This window comes from Nocardioides eburneiflavus, assembly GCF_004785795.1.
Lineage (GTDB): Bacteria > Actinomycetota > Actinomycetes > Propionibacteriales > Nocardioidaceae > Nocardioides > Nocardioides eburneiflavus.
The window spans coordinates 667,321-680,756 of sequence record NZ_SRRO01000001.1 but is presented as its reverse complement, the minus strand read 5'-3'; the positions used below and the strand labels follow the sequence as shown (position 1 = coordinate 680,756).

Genomic DNA, 13,436 nt, shown 5'->3' with positions numbered 1-13,436 from the left:
CTGAGCGGCGGTTTCGGCGTACCGTCGCGGCGTCGGACGCGCGTGAGGGGGCGAGAGCACAGGTGGGTGACGACGACCAGGCGTGGGTACGTCCACGAGGGCAGGCGTGGGGCAACGAGTCCCAGCGTGCCGTGCTGCACGCCGTCGCCGAGGACATCGCCAAGCGCACCGAGCACAAGGTGGTGGCGATCGAGGCCCTGCGCTCCGACGGCTTCCTCGAGTTCGTCGCGATCGCGGGCGACGACGCGGCCCGCGACAAGATGCTCGGGCAGGCCTCGCCGCTGGCGCTCGACCACATCCACGCCCTCGGGCAGGAGATGCACGGCTGGTGGCACATCCCCGGCGAGCGCCTCGACGACGTGACCCGTGCGTTCCTCGACGAGTACGGCCACAAGCCGGACGTGCCTGCCTCGGAGCTGCCCCACGGGTGGGACCCCGACGACCAGCTGCTGCGCCTGCTGGAGAACGAGGACGGTGAGCTCCGCGGGATGCTCTACCTCGACGAGCCGCTGTCCGGCGTGCGCCCGACGCCCGAGGTCGTGGCGGCGATCAACACCGAGGCCTCCGTGCTGTTCGACGCGATCGTCAGCATCGTCGAGCGCGAGCTCTACGGCGAGCAGGTCCGCATGGTCACCCAGGCCCGGCGCGCGATCGAGAAGGTGCGACCCGGCCTCGGCGTCGCGGAGCTGGTGGCGGAGCTGTCGCGCGGCCTGGAGGAGGCGCTCGAGGTGGCCACCGTCGACGTCGTCGAGGCCGGTTCGGTCGTCGCGGGCCTCGGGGACGACGGACCCCACATGACCGAGGTGATGCGCCGCCAGTGGGAGCGGCGTGGTCACGTCGTCGTCGAGCGGGACCGGACCTGGAGCATGAAGGAGGAGGCGGTCGAGACCCCGCCGTCGCTCACCCGCCTGCTCGACACGTACGGCCTCGGGTCCGGCCTCCTCGTGCCGATCGGGTCGGGCGAGGAGTACCTCGGCACCCTGGCGATGGGCCGTGCACCCGACGCCCCGCGCTGGATCGCCTCGGAGATCAACGCGGCGACGATCGTGGCCGCCGACCTCGCCCGGCTGCTCCTCGAGGCCCGCCTGGCCGAGCGCGAGCGCGCGCTCAACGCCGAGCTGCGCGGGGTCGACGACTACCGGCGCGACATGGTCCTGACCCTCGCCCATGAGCTGCGCAACCCGGTCAGCGTGCTCTTCACGCGCCTCGAGCTGCTCGCCCTGGAGCAGCCTGACGGGGAGGCGCGCGAGTCGCTCGACGCACTCCTTCGCGCGGCCCGGCGCATCGAGGACATGGTGGACGACCTGATGACCCTGGCCTCCGTCAGCGATCCCGAGCGCGGCGCCACGACCCAGGACGTCGACCTCTCCGCCCTCGTCCACGAGTGTGCGGCGTTCCTCGCGCCCACGGCGTCGCTGGCCGGCGTCGAGCTGCACCTCGCGGTGGCCGACGACCTCGTCCTCGTGGGCGAGCAGGCCGCTCTCGAGCGGATGGTCGCCAACCTGCTCTCCAACGCCTTCAAGTACACCGAGGCCGGTGGCCGGGTGAGCATGGACGTGGCACGGGCGAGCGTCGACGGGGTCGAGGGCGTGCGGATCACCTGCGCCGACACGGGCATCGGGATCCCCTCCGACGAGGTCGACAAGGTCTTCACGCCCTTCTTCCGCTCCAGCAGCCCGGAGGCGCGCCGCCGCCCCGGCACCGGTCTGGGCCTCGCGATCATCGAGCGGGTGGTGACCGGACACCAGGGCACGATCCGGCTCGCCTCGGACATCGGCGAGGGGACGACCTTCACCGTGTGGCTGCCGCTCGCTCCACCCGACGAGGTGGGGTGAGTGCGGCACTGGGCAACAGTTCGTCCACAGCCGGGGTCAAGACCTGCGGAAACGTGCCCGGACGCTCGGGCCCGCGCCTACCATCCCAGTGGCGGGTGGGGAGGGCGAGTGCGCCATGGAACAGGGGCCGAAGGGGGAGCGCAGGACGCGCGACCTGAGCTGGGGTGATGCACGTGCCCGGGCGCTGATGCACGCCCTCGCCCGCGACGCCGCCACCCGCGCCGGCTTCCGCGTGTGCGCGATCGAGGTGGTCCGCCCCAAGGGCCTGCTGGAGCTCGTGGCGATCTACGGCGACCTGACCAGCGCCGAGGAGCGGCTCGGCACCGCCTCGCGGCTCTCGGACATGCAGCAGGTCTTCGCCGCCGGCGAGCCGTTCGGACTCTTCATCTGGGTCCCCGAGGAGAACTTCTCCGAGGAGCTGCGCGAGCAGATGGACGGCGTGATCGTCGTGCCCGACATCCCGGTCACCGGCCAGGTCGGCGACTGGCACCCGATGGACATGCTGGTCGCCCGGATCCTCGACGAGCGCGGCGACCTCCGTGCCCTGCTCTACCTCGACGTCCCCGTCGACTCGCGGCGCCCCGACAAGGAGCGGCTCCTCGAGATCTCCGACGAGCTCGCGATGACGCTCAACTCGGTGCTCACCGCGATCGAGCGCGAGGAGTACGCCGACCACATGCGGGTCATCCGGGCCACGCGGCGCCTGGCCCGGTCCGGCCCGGCGCGGCACGACGTCGGGCACCTGCTGCGCGAAGCCCGCTCGACGCTGCTCGGGGCGCTGTCGGTCGACGAGCTCGAGATCCGCGTGTTCATCGACGAGGACGCCGACGCCCCCGACAGCCTCGGCCTCCAGCTGGCGCCCGAGGTGCGGCGTGCGCTCGACGAGGCCGCAGCGCGGGCGTGGAAGGGCCAGCACGTGCTGGTCATCGAGCCGGAGAACGTCTGGGGCGACGCCGGGCTGGCGGCGTACGCCCCGTGGTTCAGCGACGCCCTGCGCGCCGCCGGCTTCGAGGCGGTCGTCGTGGCGCCCGTCGGCGTCGACGACGAGGTCCTCGGCATGCTGATGTGCGCGCGGCGCACCGGGTCGCGGCGCTGGACCGACGGCGAGGGGGTCGCCGCCCTCGAGCTCGGGCACGACCTGGGCCGCGCCATCGCCAACGCCCACGCCACCCAGCGCGAGCGTCGGCTGCTGACCGAGCTGCGCGAGCTCGAGGAGTCGCGGCACCGCTTCCTGCGCGAGCTCACCCACGAGATCAACAACCCGATGACCGTGATCGCCGCCAACGCCGAGTTCCTCGCGTCGAGCAAGTTCGTCGACGAGCGCGACCGCAAGCGAGCGCAGGCCATCCTGAGGGGCAGCGAGCGCCTGGGAGACCTGCTCCAGGGGCTCGCGATGCTCTCCCGCGTGAGCGACCCGCGGCACCCGCCGGCCATGGAGCACACCGACCTCGTCCCGATCGTCGAGGAGACCCTGTCGGCGATGACCGCCGTCGCCGAGCGTGTCGGGGTCACCCTCCACCTCGTCGGCGACCTCGGTGAGGCCGTCGTCCTCGCCGACCCCCGTGAGATCGCCAGCGCCGTCACCAACCTCGTCGACAACGCCGTCAAGTACTCCGACCCGGGCGACGAGATCTGGCTCGGCGTCGAGCGGCGCGCAGACGGGGGGCTGTCCTTCGCCTGCAAGGACGAGGGCATCGGCATCTCCGACTCCGACCAGAACGACCTGTTCTCGCCGCTGTTCCGCTCGACCAACGAGGAGGCGCTGATGCGTCCGGGCACCGGGCTCGGCCTCGGCATCGTGCGGGAGATCATGCAGCGCCACGGCGGGACCGTCGAGGTGGAGTCGACGCTCGGTCGTGGCACCTGCGTACGCCTGCACTTCCGGCCGCTCAGGAGCGGATGACGTCCTTGCGCGCAGGCGCCTCTACCTCGACGGGCACGTCGAACTCGGAGAACGACAGGGTGCCGCCGTCCTTCATCGAGGTGGACTCCAGCTTCACGACGTGGTGGGGCGCCTCGCTGAGCACCCAGGCGGTCTCGTCGTGCGCGCCGCCGGGGGACGCGGTGAGCTGCACGGCCTTGTCGCCGTCGATCGTGGTCTCCTCCACGACGGTGGCGGGGGCCACGGCGTCGTCCTCGTCCTGCTGCGCGGACCCGCCGCCGGCTCCCTTGCCGGCGCCCTTGCCGGCGCCCTTGCCGTCGTCCTTGCCGTCGTCCTGCTCCTGGCCGAGGTCGACGACCTCGAAGCTCTCGAGCAGAGCGTCGAAGTCGCACAGCTGCCGGGCGGTGCTGGTGTCGACCCGGAGCCAGGACCTGCTGAGACGGTCGAGCACCTGGCGCGGGACGGACCCGCCGCCGAGGCGGTTGAACGCACCGGCCTCACCCTTGATCCAGGCACGGTCCCCGATGCGGCGGATGTCGAGGTGGCTGCCCCCGACCCGCAGCGTGCCGGTGCAGCGGTCATCGCGGTCCATGCTGAGGTCGACGAAGAACTGCTCCCCACCGTCGCGCACCTGCCCCGTCATCCGCAGGCTCGTCACCTCGAGCATCGCCTCGCTGGCAGCGGCGACGATGGCGTCCCCGTCCTGCTGGGCGAAGTCGCTCGTGGTGAAGTCCTCGTACACGCCGCACCCGGTGGCGGCCGCCACCAGTGCGGCGGTCGCCGCCAACCCGCGGATCGTGCGCATGGGTCCCCCTCGTCCTGAGCCGCTCGATCCCATCACGGACGGGGCCGCACCGCAGGCGATCGACGCAACTCAGCCGAGCAGCTCCTCGACCCACGCCGGCACGAGCCGCCCGGCCGGGCCGTGCCGCGACTCGGCGAAGTCGGTGGCACCGGCGCTCGGCTCGAGGTTCAGCTCGAGCGTGTCGCCCCGCGCCCAGTGCACGAACGCGGCGGCCGGGTAGACCGTGCCCGACGTACCGATCGAGACGAACAGGTCGCACTCCCAGAGGGCCTCCTCGACGACGTCCATGCCGTAGGGGACCTCTCCGAACCACACGACGTCGGGGCGCAGGGTCGCCGACCCGCACCCGGGGCAGGGCGGCCCGTCGACCAGCGGACCCTCCCAGGCGTGGCGGGCGTCGCAGGCCGTGCACCACGCCGACCGCAGCCGGCCGTGGAGGTGGTGGACCCGTCGCGAGCCGGCGCGCTCGTGGAGGTCGTCGACGTTCTGGGTGACGACGAGCAGGTCGTCGCCGAGGACCTCCTCGAGGCGTACGAGCGCGTGATGGGCGGCGTTGGGCTCGACGCGGGACAGGGCCGCGCGCCGCGCGTCGTAGAACCGCTGCACCAGGTGCGGGTCGTGCGCGTACGCCTCAGGGGTGGCGACCTGCATGGGGTCGTGGCCCTCCCACAGGCCCCCGGAGTCGCGGAAGGTGGTGAGCCCGCTCTCGGCGGAGATGCCGGCTCCGGTGAGCACGACGACCTTCTGGTGACGACCCATGTCACCAGTCCTACCAGCCCGTCACCCGTAGGGGTGCGCGCGCGTGGAGGTGGCGTCGCGACTCCGGTAGACAGGCGGGCATGACTGACTTGGGAGGGACGTCGGACGTGGTCACGTTCGTCGGTGACTGGAGCGGTCAGCTGGTGGCGACGTCGGTGCACGCCGGCCACGGCCTGCGGCCCGAGATCGCGGAGGCGATGGTGCTCGACGAGGCCGAGCGGTTCCGTGAGGAGGACCCGTTCACCGACCGGCTCGCCGCGGTCGTGCCCGACCACGTGCTGACCTCGCGCTCGCGCTTCGAGGCCGACCTCAACCGGCCGCGTCGCGAGGCGGTCTACCGCACGCCCGACGACTGCTGGGGGCTCGAGGTGTGGCGCGGCGGCGAGCTCTCCGACGAGCTCTTCGAGGGCAGCCTCGCGACGTACGACGCCTTCTACGACGCGCTCGCGCCGCGGCTCGACGCGGTGGCCGAGCGCGGTCCGTTCGTGCTGCTCGACGTGCACTCCTACAACCACCGCCGTGACGGCGCCGAGGAGCCACCCGCCCCGGCGGAGGACAACCCCGAGGTCAACGTCGGCACCGGCAGCCTCGACCACGACCTGTTCGGTCCGCTGGTCGAGCGCTTCATGGGCGACCTGCGCGACGCCAGACTGGGGTGCGGGCCGCTCGACGCCCGGGAGAACGTCGCGTTCGAGGGGCGCAACCTCGCCTGGTGGGTGCACGACCGCTACCCGCGGGTGGGCTGCGTGCTGGCACTCGAGTTCAAGAAGACCTTCATGGACGAGTGGACCGGCGAGCTGCACGCCGACCGGTTCCGCTGCGCCCAGGAGGGCCTCGCAGCGGCCGTGCCCGGTCTGCTCGACGAGCTGGAGCGGCTGCGATGAGCGGCGACGCCGACCCTCCGCGGCCCGTCGGCGAGCTGAGCGCCAGGGACCTCGCCGTCGACCACCGGCTCTCGCTGCTCGCCCAGAGCTACCGCTTCCTGCTCGACATCACGCCGGTCGACGCCGACGACCTGCGTGACGACTTCCTCGAGGGCCGGGACACCGACCCGCCCTTCACCTACCGCGAGCTCGAGACCGATCCGGCGGTCGTCCGTACGGAGCTCGACGACATCGACCCCGGTGAGGTCGAGGACCCGGTCCTCGGGCAGCTGCTGCGCGCCAAGCACCGCGAGATGGAGCTCCAGCTCGACATGCTGGAGGCGCGCGACACCGACGACTTCCTGCCGCTGAGCGTGGAGCTGTACGGCGGGGTGTCGCCGTCGCTGCGCAAGCAGGCCGAGGGCCTGCTCGCCACCATCACCCGCACCGAGCCGACCGACGAGGCCCTCGACGCCGACGAGTTCCTCGCCCTGGCGGAGGCCGAGATCGCGCGCTACCGCGACGAGGACCCCGACCTCGACATGCACGCCGAGATCCGCTCCGACGTCAACGGCGTCATGGTCTCCGGCGACGTGCTGCTCATCGGCCCGGAGACCAAGGTCCAGCGGCCGCGGGCGCAGGCACTGCTGCACCACGAGGTCGGCACCCACCTGGTCACGCAGGCCAACGGCAGCCACCAGCCGATCAAGGTGCTCGGAGTGGGGCTGGCCGGCTACGACGAGACGCAGGAGGGCCTGGCCGTGCTCGCCGAGATCGCCTGCGGTGGCCTCACCGCCTTCCGGCTGCGGCAGCTGGCCGGTCGTGTCGTGACCGTCCACCGGCTCGTCTCCGGCGCCTCGTTCGCCGAGGCGCATGAGGCGCTGGTGGCCGACGACTTCCCGAGCGGGAGCGCGTGGACCACCGTCATGCGCGTCTACCGCTCGGGCGGGATGACCAAGGACGCGATCTACCTGCGCGGGCTCGTCGAGCTCCTCGAGCACCTCGGGTCGGGCGGCTCGCTCGACCAGCTGTGGCTCGGCAAGTTCTCGCTGCGCGACCTGCCGCTCATCGGCGACCTGGAGGAGCGCGGGCTGCTGCGCCCCGCCCGGGTGCTGCCGCGCTACCTGCTCGACCCGGCCGCCCACGACAACCTCGCCCGGGCGGCCGGCACCGACGACCTCAGCACGCTCCTGGAGGGACCAGCATGAAGATCGGATTCGTCGTCAACGACATCGCCACGGAGAAGGCGGAGTACACCACCAACCGCCTCGCCATGGCCGCGAAGGAGATGGGCCACGAGGCCTGGTACATGGGGATCGGCGACTTCGCCTACGAGCCCGACGGGTCGCTGAGCACCAAGGCCCGCGCCGGCCAGGCCAAGTCGTACCGCTCGCTCGAGCGGCACCTGTCGGACGTGAAGAAGCCGGACGTGGAGCAGCTCATCGGCATGGACGAGTTCGACGTGGTGATGCTGCGCAACGACCCGGCCGACGACGCGGAGTCCGACCCGTGGCGCAACAACGCCGGCGTCGCGTTCGGGCAGCTCATCGCCTCCAGCGGGGTGCTCGTCGTCAACGACCCGACGAGCCTCGCCAACGCGCTGTCGAAGGCCTACTTCCAGCACTTCCCCGAGATCGTCCGCCCGCGCACGCTCATCTCGCGCGACGAGGACATGATCGAGGAGTTCATCAAGGACCTCGGCGGCAAGGCGGTGCTCAAGCCGCTCCAGGGGTCCGGCGGGGCGGGGGTGTTCCTGGTCGACCGCAAGGAGGCGCCCAACCTCAAGCAGATCATCGAGGCGATCTCCCGCGACGGCTACGTCGTCGCCCAGGAGTACCTCCCCGAGGCGGCCAAGGGCGACGTGCGCATGTTCGTGATGAACGGCCAGCCGCTCATGGTCGACGGCGAGTACGCCGCGTTCCGGCGAACGCCGTCCACCAAGGACATCCGCTCCAACATGTCGGCCGGCGGCAAGGCCGTGAAGGTCGCGGTCACCGACGAGATGCTGCAGATGGTCGAGGTCGTGCGGCCCAAGCTCGTGTCAGACGGGATGTTCCTCGTCGGCCTCGACATCGTCGGCGACAAGCTGATGGAGATCAACGTGTTCAGCCCCGGCGGGCTCGGCAGCGCCCAGGCGCTCTACGAGGTCAACTTCGCGCCCGCGATCATCGGCGAGCTCGAGCGCAAGGTGAACATCCGCAAGCACTACCCGGAGATCGACAACCACACGCTCGCGACCAGCTGAGTGCGCTCCGTCCCCACCCCCTCTCGATAGTCCGCTGCGAAATGCCGGTGCCGCCGCCGTCCGACCGGCCTTTCGCAGCGGACCACCCGGCGGGTTGTGGACGAGCGTTCAGGCCACGCCGGCCGTCGCACGCCGGGCGTACGCCCATCCCGGCCGTCGGAGCAGGAACGACCACCGGTCGTGCCAGCTGTCGGCGGCGGCCACGTCGGCGGCGATGTCGCGCCACTCGTGGGTCGCGATCCGCAGCGGGTCGTAGGACTCGATGTTGGACGTGAGGCCGTAGACCACCGGCTCGTCCTCCTCCTCGAAGGTCCCGAACAGGCGGTCCCAGAGGATGAGGATGCTGCCGTGGTTGCGGTCGAGGTAGTCGCGGTTGGAGCCGTGGTGCACGCGGTGGTGAGAAGGGGTGTTGAAGACCTTCTCCACCCAGCCAAGGCGCTGGATCGCCTCGGTGTGGATCCAGAACTGGTAGATCAGGTTGATGCCGCGGGCCTGCTCGATCAGCGCGGGGCGTACGCCGGCCAGCGCGAGCAGGCCGTAGGGCACGGTCAGCGTGACGCCCTCGGCCACCGGCTGCCGCAGGGCGGTCGAGAGGTTGTAGCGCTCGCTCGAGTGGTGCACGACGTGCACCGCCCAGAGCCAGCGGCTCTCGTGGCTGAGGCGGTGGTTCCAGTAGTAGATGAAGTCCCAGCCGAGGACCGCGGCCAGCAGCGCCCACCGGCCGCCGCCGACGTCGAGGGGTGAGCGCGCGAAGAGGCGCTTGCCCGAGGTCATCGCCGCCCAGGTCGTCGACGTCACGAGGGCGGTCGACGCGACGGCGCTGACGGCGAGGGCGCCGTGCGCGCGACGCAGCACCGGTCTCGTCCGCTCCTCCGGGGGAACCGCGGGGCCCTGACGGATGTCGGCGAGCTCCTCCTGCACCTCGCGGACCTGCGCCGGGACGGTCTGCGGGTCCGGCAGCCGACCGTCGCGCAGGCGGCGGCGTACGACGTCACCGACCGTGGTCAGCACGGCTGCCGCGGCGCCCACCGCCAGCAGCGTGCGCCCGTGGCGGCCGACACCCGGGGTGAGGGGGTCCAGCAGGCGGCGCGCGACGTACGGCGCGGCGAGGCTGCCGACCCCCATGCTGAGGCTCGCGACGGTGTCGGCGAGCTGGTAGTCACCGGCCCGGGTGCCCGGCTCCACCGGGTGCGCGCGCTGCCAGGCGTGCTCGGCGGCCATCGCGCCGATGAACGCGGGGATCGCCGCGACGGTGAGGTCGACCTTCATCCGCGCATTGTGCGGGCTCAGAAGTACCAGGGGAAGGGACCACGGGGGTTGTGGTCCCCACGGTCAACATTGGCAGCTTGCCAAGAACCTCATCTGGCCTGCGAAACGTCGGGGTGAGACCGCTGGGAATGTCGGCAGCAGTTGGACCAGATTGGACTGCTTGCGGACCAACTGTGGACCGGTGTCTGCCGTCCTGGTGGTCCTGCAACAGGGCCATCGCCGTCCAGACCCCAGCCCTTCCGCCTGTCTCCTGTCAGCCGTCAGAGCCCCCGCGGTCGGCGGGGGCTGCTGTCGGTTGTACGTGGTCAGCGGCGTCGGAGGGCGAGGCCGAGCCAGGTGAACCAGACGATGAGCCCGAGCCCGAAGATGGAGGTCGCAGCATCGGCCGCAGCCGGGACGACGGTGGCCATCCCCACCGCCGCGAGACCGAGCGCGAGACCTCCGAGCGGGGCGGAGAGCGCGCGGGACCGGAGGACGGCGACTCCGACTGCGGCTGCCCAGAGTGCGCCGGCGACCTCGATGCCGCCGCCGAGGGCGTCCTGGATGACGCTGGTCGAGACCCAGGTGGTGAGGGCGAGGTCGGGGTCCTGCGCGTGCAGGGTCACGGCGGCGTGCTGGCCGACCAGGGCGATGCTTCCGCTGGCGATGAGCAGGCCGGACCAGATGAGTCCGAGTGCTGCGGAGACTCGGGCCAGTGCGGGTGCTGGCGCGAGGCGTTGAGCGACTCCGAGCGAGACCAGCGCCATCGCGGCTCCGCCGAGGAGGTAGAGCACGAAGTACCAGGCGCCCAGCTCGCCCTGGTGGTCTCGGAGGAATCCCAGCGACGCTGCGGGGTCGTCCACGGGAGACGTGAAGCCGCGGGGAACGAGGTAGGCGACCATCGCGAGGAAGCCGATGACGTAGGTGCCGGCGACCACTTGGGCTGCAACGCCGGCGGTGCGGATCAGCGCTGCCGACGTCGAGGTGGGCGCCGGCGTGACCGCGGTGGGGGCGGTCGTGGTGGGGGCGGTCGTGGTGGATGCGGAGGGACGGGTGGTGGAGGTGAGTCGTGTCATGTTCTTCACCCTGCTCGGATCGGCGCGCGGCCACATCGGAGCTGAGGCCGTCTTCGTCTCGTCCTCGAGGACAGCCCGGAGTGGCCCCAGGTACCGTCCGGCCGAGCGGGTTCTGCCTCTACGCTGAGGTGATGGGCCGAGGTCCGCTGCGAGCATTGTGGGACGAACCGCGGGCGGTTGCGCCGCCGGGCACGGCGTGGTGGGACCGGGCGTTGGTGGCTGGCCTGGTCCCGCTGACGGTGTTGGAGGCTGGCCTCCGTACTGATGTGGTGTGGCCGGTCTGGGACGCGGGGTGGGCGCTGGTCTGTGTCGCTGCGCTGTGGTGGCGTGCCCGTCATCCGCTGGCGATGCTCGTCGTTGCCTACGGGGCGCAGACGGTGGCGGGAGTGGTCCCTGCGCTGGCAGGAGAGCCGTACAGCGTCCTCAACGTCACCGCCGTGGTGCTGTTGCTCGCCTACTCGTTGGGCCGGTGGGCCAGCGGCCGGGGTGTGGTGGCGGGCTGCGTCTTCCTGCTCGGGGCACATCTGGGCCGGGAGCCGCAGTACGACTCCAGCGGCGCGTCGATGCTGCTCGGGGTCGGGGCGTTGATGCTGCCGGTCGCCCTCGGCGCCCTGGCGCGGTTCTGGGCTGCTTCGCAGGTGCGGGCGCGCGAGGAGGTCCGGTTGCGGGAGCGGGAGCGACTGGCGCGCGACCTGCACGACACCGTTGCGCACCACGTGTCGGGCATCTTGATGCAGGCGCGAGCGGCGAAAGTCAGAGGCCGGACCGACCCGACCGCCGCCGTCGAGGCGATGGACGGAGTGGAGGAAGCCGCGACCCAGACCCTCGAGGACATGCGTTCCATGGTGGCGGTGCTGCGTGAGGGGGAGGACGACGGGCACGCCCGGACACCGACGTACGGGGTGAAGGACATCCCCATGCTGGCCCAGCACCATGGCGAAGGCCCGCAGGTGGTCGTCCACACCTCAGGGGACGTCGAACGGCTGCCGGCGGCGATCGGGTCGGCGCTCTTCCGTGCCGCGCAGGAGGCCGTGACCAACGCTCGGCGTCACGCCGTGGAGCCCACCGTGGTCGCGATCGACCTCGCGCGGGACAAGGACCTGGTGCGGCTGCGCGTGCATGATGACGGGCGGCCGGCCGCGCCCGCACGTGGACGACGGACCACTCCCTCCTACGGGCTGGCAGGCATGCGAGAGCGCGTCTCACTCGTCGGCGGAGCAGTGCAGGCCGGGCCGGATCCAGCCGGCGGGTGGACGGTCGAGGCGATCGTTCCGGTCACACCGAGCGCCAGGAAGTGACCAGATGACGACTCCCGTGCGGCTCCTGATCGCAGACGACCAAGACATGGTCCGCGTCGGGCTGGCCACCATCCTCGACGCAGAGCCCTCGATCGAGGTCGTCGGTCAAGCACGAGACGGCGGTGAGGCCGTGGAGCTGGTCCGGACGCTCCGTCCCGACGTGTGCATCTTCGACATCCGGATGCCGGTCCTGGACGGCATCGAGGCCACCCGCCAGGTTGCTGGCCCCGACGTCGACGATCCGGTCCCCGTGATCGTGATCACCACGTTCGACCAGGACGAGTACGTCTACGACGCCCTGCGCGCCGGCGCGAAGGGCTTTCTCCTCAAGGACGCCGATCCCGACCTGCTGGCCCGCGCCGTACGGTCCGCAGCGGACGGCGAGGCGCTCATCGCACCAGCGGTGACGGCACGACTCCTCGCCACTTTCGCCTCGTCGCGGGTCGGCTCGGTGGCCGAGCCCGTCGACCCGCTGACACCGCGAGAGGAAGCGGTCCTCGCCCTGGTTGCCGACGGTCGGACCAACTCAGAGATCGCCGAGGACCTGCACCTCTCGATGAGCACCGTCAAGACCCACGTCGGCGCACTGATGACCAAGCTGTCGGCACGTAACCGCGTCGAGCTCGTGATCTGGGCCTACGAGAGCGGACGTGTGGACGGCGGCCGACCCGCGTAGACCCGTTGTGCCGGCAGCCGACGGTCAGGATGCCCGGCTCTGCTGCTGCTCGGCCAGGCGCTCGGCGAGTCCGTCCAGGACGAGGTCGAGCCCGACCTCGAACTCGTCGCCGAAGTCGTAGCCGGGCTTGAGGGCGTGCTCCAGGGTGAACTCGCGGAAGTAGGGCAGCTGGCCCTCCGGTAGCGCAGCCACCATCTGGGTGCCGAGCTCGGCGAGGTCCTGTCCGGGCTCGAACGGCATGCTCACCTCCTGGAGCAGGAAGCCATAGAGGTAGGCGTCGAGGACGGCAAAGGCGTGTCCGGTGAGCTTCAGCGAGAAGCCGGCCTCGCGCAGGCAGCCGATCACCGCATCGTGGTGCAGCAACGTCGCGAAGCCGGGGTTGCGGCGGGAGTCCATCAGCCCGACCGCCCACGGGTGTCGCTTGAGGGCCATGCGGGCGGTGACGACCCGTCGTCGCAGCTCGCTGCGCCACTCGGCTCCGGGCACGGGGGCGTAGAACTCGGCGAACACGACGTCGACCATGCCGTCGAGCAGGTCCTCCTTGTTCGCGACGTGGTTGTACAGCGACATCGGCATCACGCCGAGCTGGCGTGCGACCGAACGCATGGACAGCGCTGCGAGGTCCTCCGCGTCGGCCAGGGCGACGGCCGCGATCACGATTGCTTCGCGCGTGAGTCGCTCCGCGCCCGAGCGTGGTCTGCCTGCCATTCGTGTCCCCTTCATGACCGTCTGGTGACCGTCATGCAACG

Annotated in this window: 12 protein-coding genes; 7 read left to right on the top strand and 5 right to left on the bottom strand. The window is 71.4% G+C overall.

Translation table 11 applies throughout. The features are described from left to right. The first annotated feature begins 62 nt into the window (after nt 1-62). Together EXE59_RS03200 and EXE59_RS03195 are read left to right on the top strand one after the other, a co-directional pair. Nucleotides 63-1,835 (top strand): sensor histidine kinase, encoded by a 1,773-nt coding sequence (locus EXE59_RS03200; RefSeq protein ID WP_135837604.1) that lies wholly within the window; start codon nt 63-65, stop codon nt 1,833-1,835. 115 nt (nt 1,836-1,950) lie between these two features. Continuing rightward, on the top strand, nt 1,951-3,738 hold the full coding sequence (locus EXE59_RS03195; RefSeq protein WP_135837603.1) for a sensor histidine kinase: 1,788 nt from the start codon (nt 1,951-1,953) through the stop codon (nt 3,736-3,738). Here EXE59_RS03195 and EXE59_RS23625 read toward each other — a convergent pair. Further along, a complete protein-coding gene (locus EXE59_RS23625) occupies nt 3,725-4,522 on the bottom strand; it encodes a hypothetical protein (RefSeq protein WP_168218393.1) in 798 nt (265 codons plus the stop codon). The genes EXE59_RS03195 and EXE59_RS23625 overlap by 14 nt on opposite strands. 69 nt (nt 4,523-4,591) lie before the next feature. After that, nucleotides 4,592-5,281: an NAD-dependent deacylase gene (locus EXE59_RS03185; RefSeq protein ID WP_135837602.1), complete on the bottom strand. Its 690-nt coding sequence runs from the start codon at nt 5,279-5,281 to the stop codon at nt 4,592-4,594. Between the two features lie 80 nt (nt 5,282-5,361). Here EXE59_RS03185 and EXE59_RS03180 point away from each other — a divergent pair, with 80 nt between their 5' ends. From EXE59_RS03180 to EXE59_RS03170, 3 genes are read left to right on the top strand one after another with little or no spacing between them, the layout of a single operon-like run. Continuing rightward, nucleotides 5,362-6,165 (top strand): N-formylglutamate amidohydrolase, encoded by an 804-nt coding sequence (locus EXE59_RS03180; RefSeq protein ID WP_210428877.1) that lies wholly within the window; start codon nt 5,362-5,364, stop codon nt 6,163-6,165. Further along, nucleotides 6,162-7,352, top strand: a complete 1,191-nt coding sequence (locus EXE59_RS03175) for a peptidase MATCAP family protein (RefSeq protein ID WP_135837601.1) — start codon at nt 6,162-6,164, stop codon at nt 7,350-7,352. The genes EXE59_RS03180 and EXE59_RS03175 overlap by 4 nt, the downstream gene beginning before the upstream one ends. Then, complete coding sequence (locus EXE59_RS03170; protein ID WP_135837600.1) at nt 7,349-8,389, top strand: glutathione synthetase; 1,041 nt, start codon at nt 7,349-7,351, stop codon at nt 8,387-8,389. The genes EXE59_RS03175 and EXE59_RS03170 overlap by 4 nt, the downstream gene beginning before the upstream one ends. 108 nt (nt 8,390-8,497) lie before the next feature. Here EXE59_RS03170 and EXE59_RS03165 read toward each other — a convergent pair whose 3' ends face one another. Beyond that, the gene (locus tag EXE59_RS03165) at nt 8,498-9,658 is read right to left on the bottom strand and encodes a sterol desaturase family protein (RefSeq protein ID WP_135837599.1); all 1,161 of its coding nucleotides are present in this window, start codon (nt 9,656-9,658) and stop codon (nt 8,498-8,500) included. A gap of 305 nt (nt 9,659-9,963) precedes the next feature. Continuing rightward, nucleotides 9,964-10,713, bottom strand: coding sequence for a hypothetical protein (locus EXE59_RS03160; protein ID WP_135837598.1), 750 nt, complete (start codon nt 10,711-10,713; stop codon nt 9,964-9,966). A gap of 131 nt (nt 10,714-10,844) precedes the next feature. On the opposite strand from EXE59_RS03160, the gene EXE59_RS03155 reads away from it, so the two are divergent. Then, on the top strand, nt 10,845-12,011 hold the full coding sequence (locus EXE59_RS03155; protein WP_135837597.1) for a sensor histidine kinase: 1,167 nt from the start codon (nt 10,845-10,847) through the stop codon (nt 12,009-12,011). 4 nt (nt 12,012-12,015) lie between these two features. After that, nucleotides 12,016-12,687 carry a response regulator gene (locus EXE59_RS03150; RefSeq protein ID WP_135837596.1) on the top strand — a complete coding sequence of 224 codons (672 nt, stop codon included), beginning with the start codon at nt 12,016-12,018 and terminating at the stop codon, nt 12,685-12,687. 24 nt (nt 12,688-12,711) lie between these two features. Here the strand turns inward: EXE59_RS03150 and EXE59_RS03145 are convergent, their stop codons facing one another. Further along, nucleotides 12,712-13,395: a TetR/AcrR family transcriptional regulator C-terminal domain-containing protein gene (locus EXE59_RS03145; protein WP_135837595.1), complete on the bottom strand. Its 684-nt coding sequence runs from the start codon at nt 13,393-13,395 to the stop codon at nt 12,712-12,714. Nucleotides 13,396-13,436: the final 41 nt, after the last annotated feature.

What these genes read in the sequence shown, in the direction of transcription:
- EXE59_RS03195 (WP_135837603.1), top strand. Translation starts at nt 1,951, where the DNA reads ATGGAACAGGGGCCGAAGGGGGAGCGCAGGACGCGCGACCTGAGCTGG.
- EXE59_RS23625 (WP_168218393.1), bottom strand. Translation starts at nt 4,522, where the DNA reads ATGCGCACGATCCGCGGGTTGGCGGCGACCGCCGCACTGGTGGCGGCC.
- EXE59_RS03185 (WP_135837602.1), bottom strand. Translation starts at nt 5,281, where the DNA reads ATGGGTCGTCACCAGAAGGTCGTCGTGCTCACCGGAGCCGGCATCTCC.
- EXE59_RS03180 (WP_210428877.1), top strand. Translation starts at nt 5,362, where the DNA reads ATGACTGACTTGGGAGGGACGTCGGACGTGGTCACGTTCGTCGGTGAC.
- EXE59_RS03175 (WP_135837601.1), top strand. Translation starts at nt 6,162, where the DNA reads ATGAGCGGCGACGCCGACCCTCCGCGGCCCGTCGGCGAGCTGAGCGCC.
- EXE59_RS03170 (WP_135837600.1), top strand. Translation starts at nt 7,349, where the DNA reads ATGAAGATCGGATTCGTCGTCAACGACATCGCCACGGAGAAGGCGGAG.
- EXE59_RS03165 (WP_135837599.1), bottom strand. Translation starts at nt 9,658, where the DNA reads ATGAAGGTCGACCTCACCGTCGCGGCGATCCCCGCGTTCATCGGCGCG.
- EXE59_RS03160 (WP_135837598.1), bottom strand. Translation starts at nt 10,713, where the DNA reads ATGACACGACTCACCTCCACCACCCGTCCCTCCGCATCCACCACGACC.
- EXE59_RS03155 (WP_135837597.1), top strand. Translation starts at nt 10,845, where the DNA reads ATGGGCCGAGGTCCGCTGCGAGCATTGTGGGACGAACCGCGGGCGGTT.
- EXE59_RS03150 (WP_135837596.1), top strand. Translation starts at nt 12,016, where the DNA reads ATGACGACTCCCGTGCGGCTCCTGATCGCAGACGACCAAGACATGGTC.
- EXE59_RS03145 (WP_135837595.1), bottom strand. Translation starts at nt 13,395, where the DNA reads ATGGCAGGCAGACCACGCTCGGGCGCGGAGCGACTCACGCGCGAAGCA.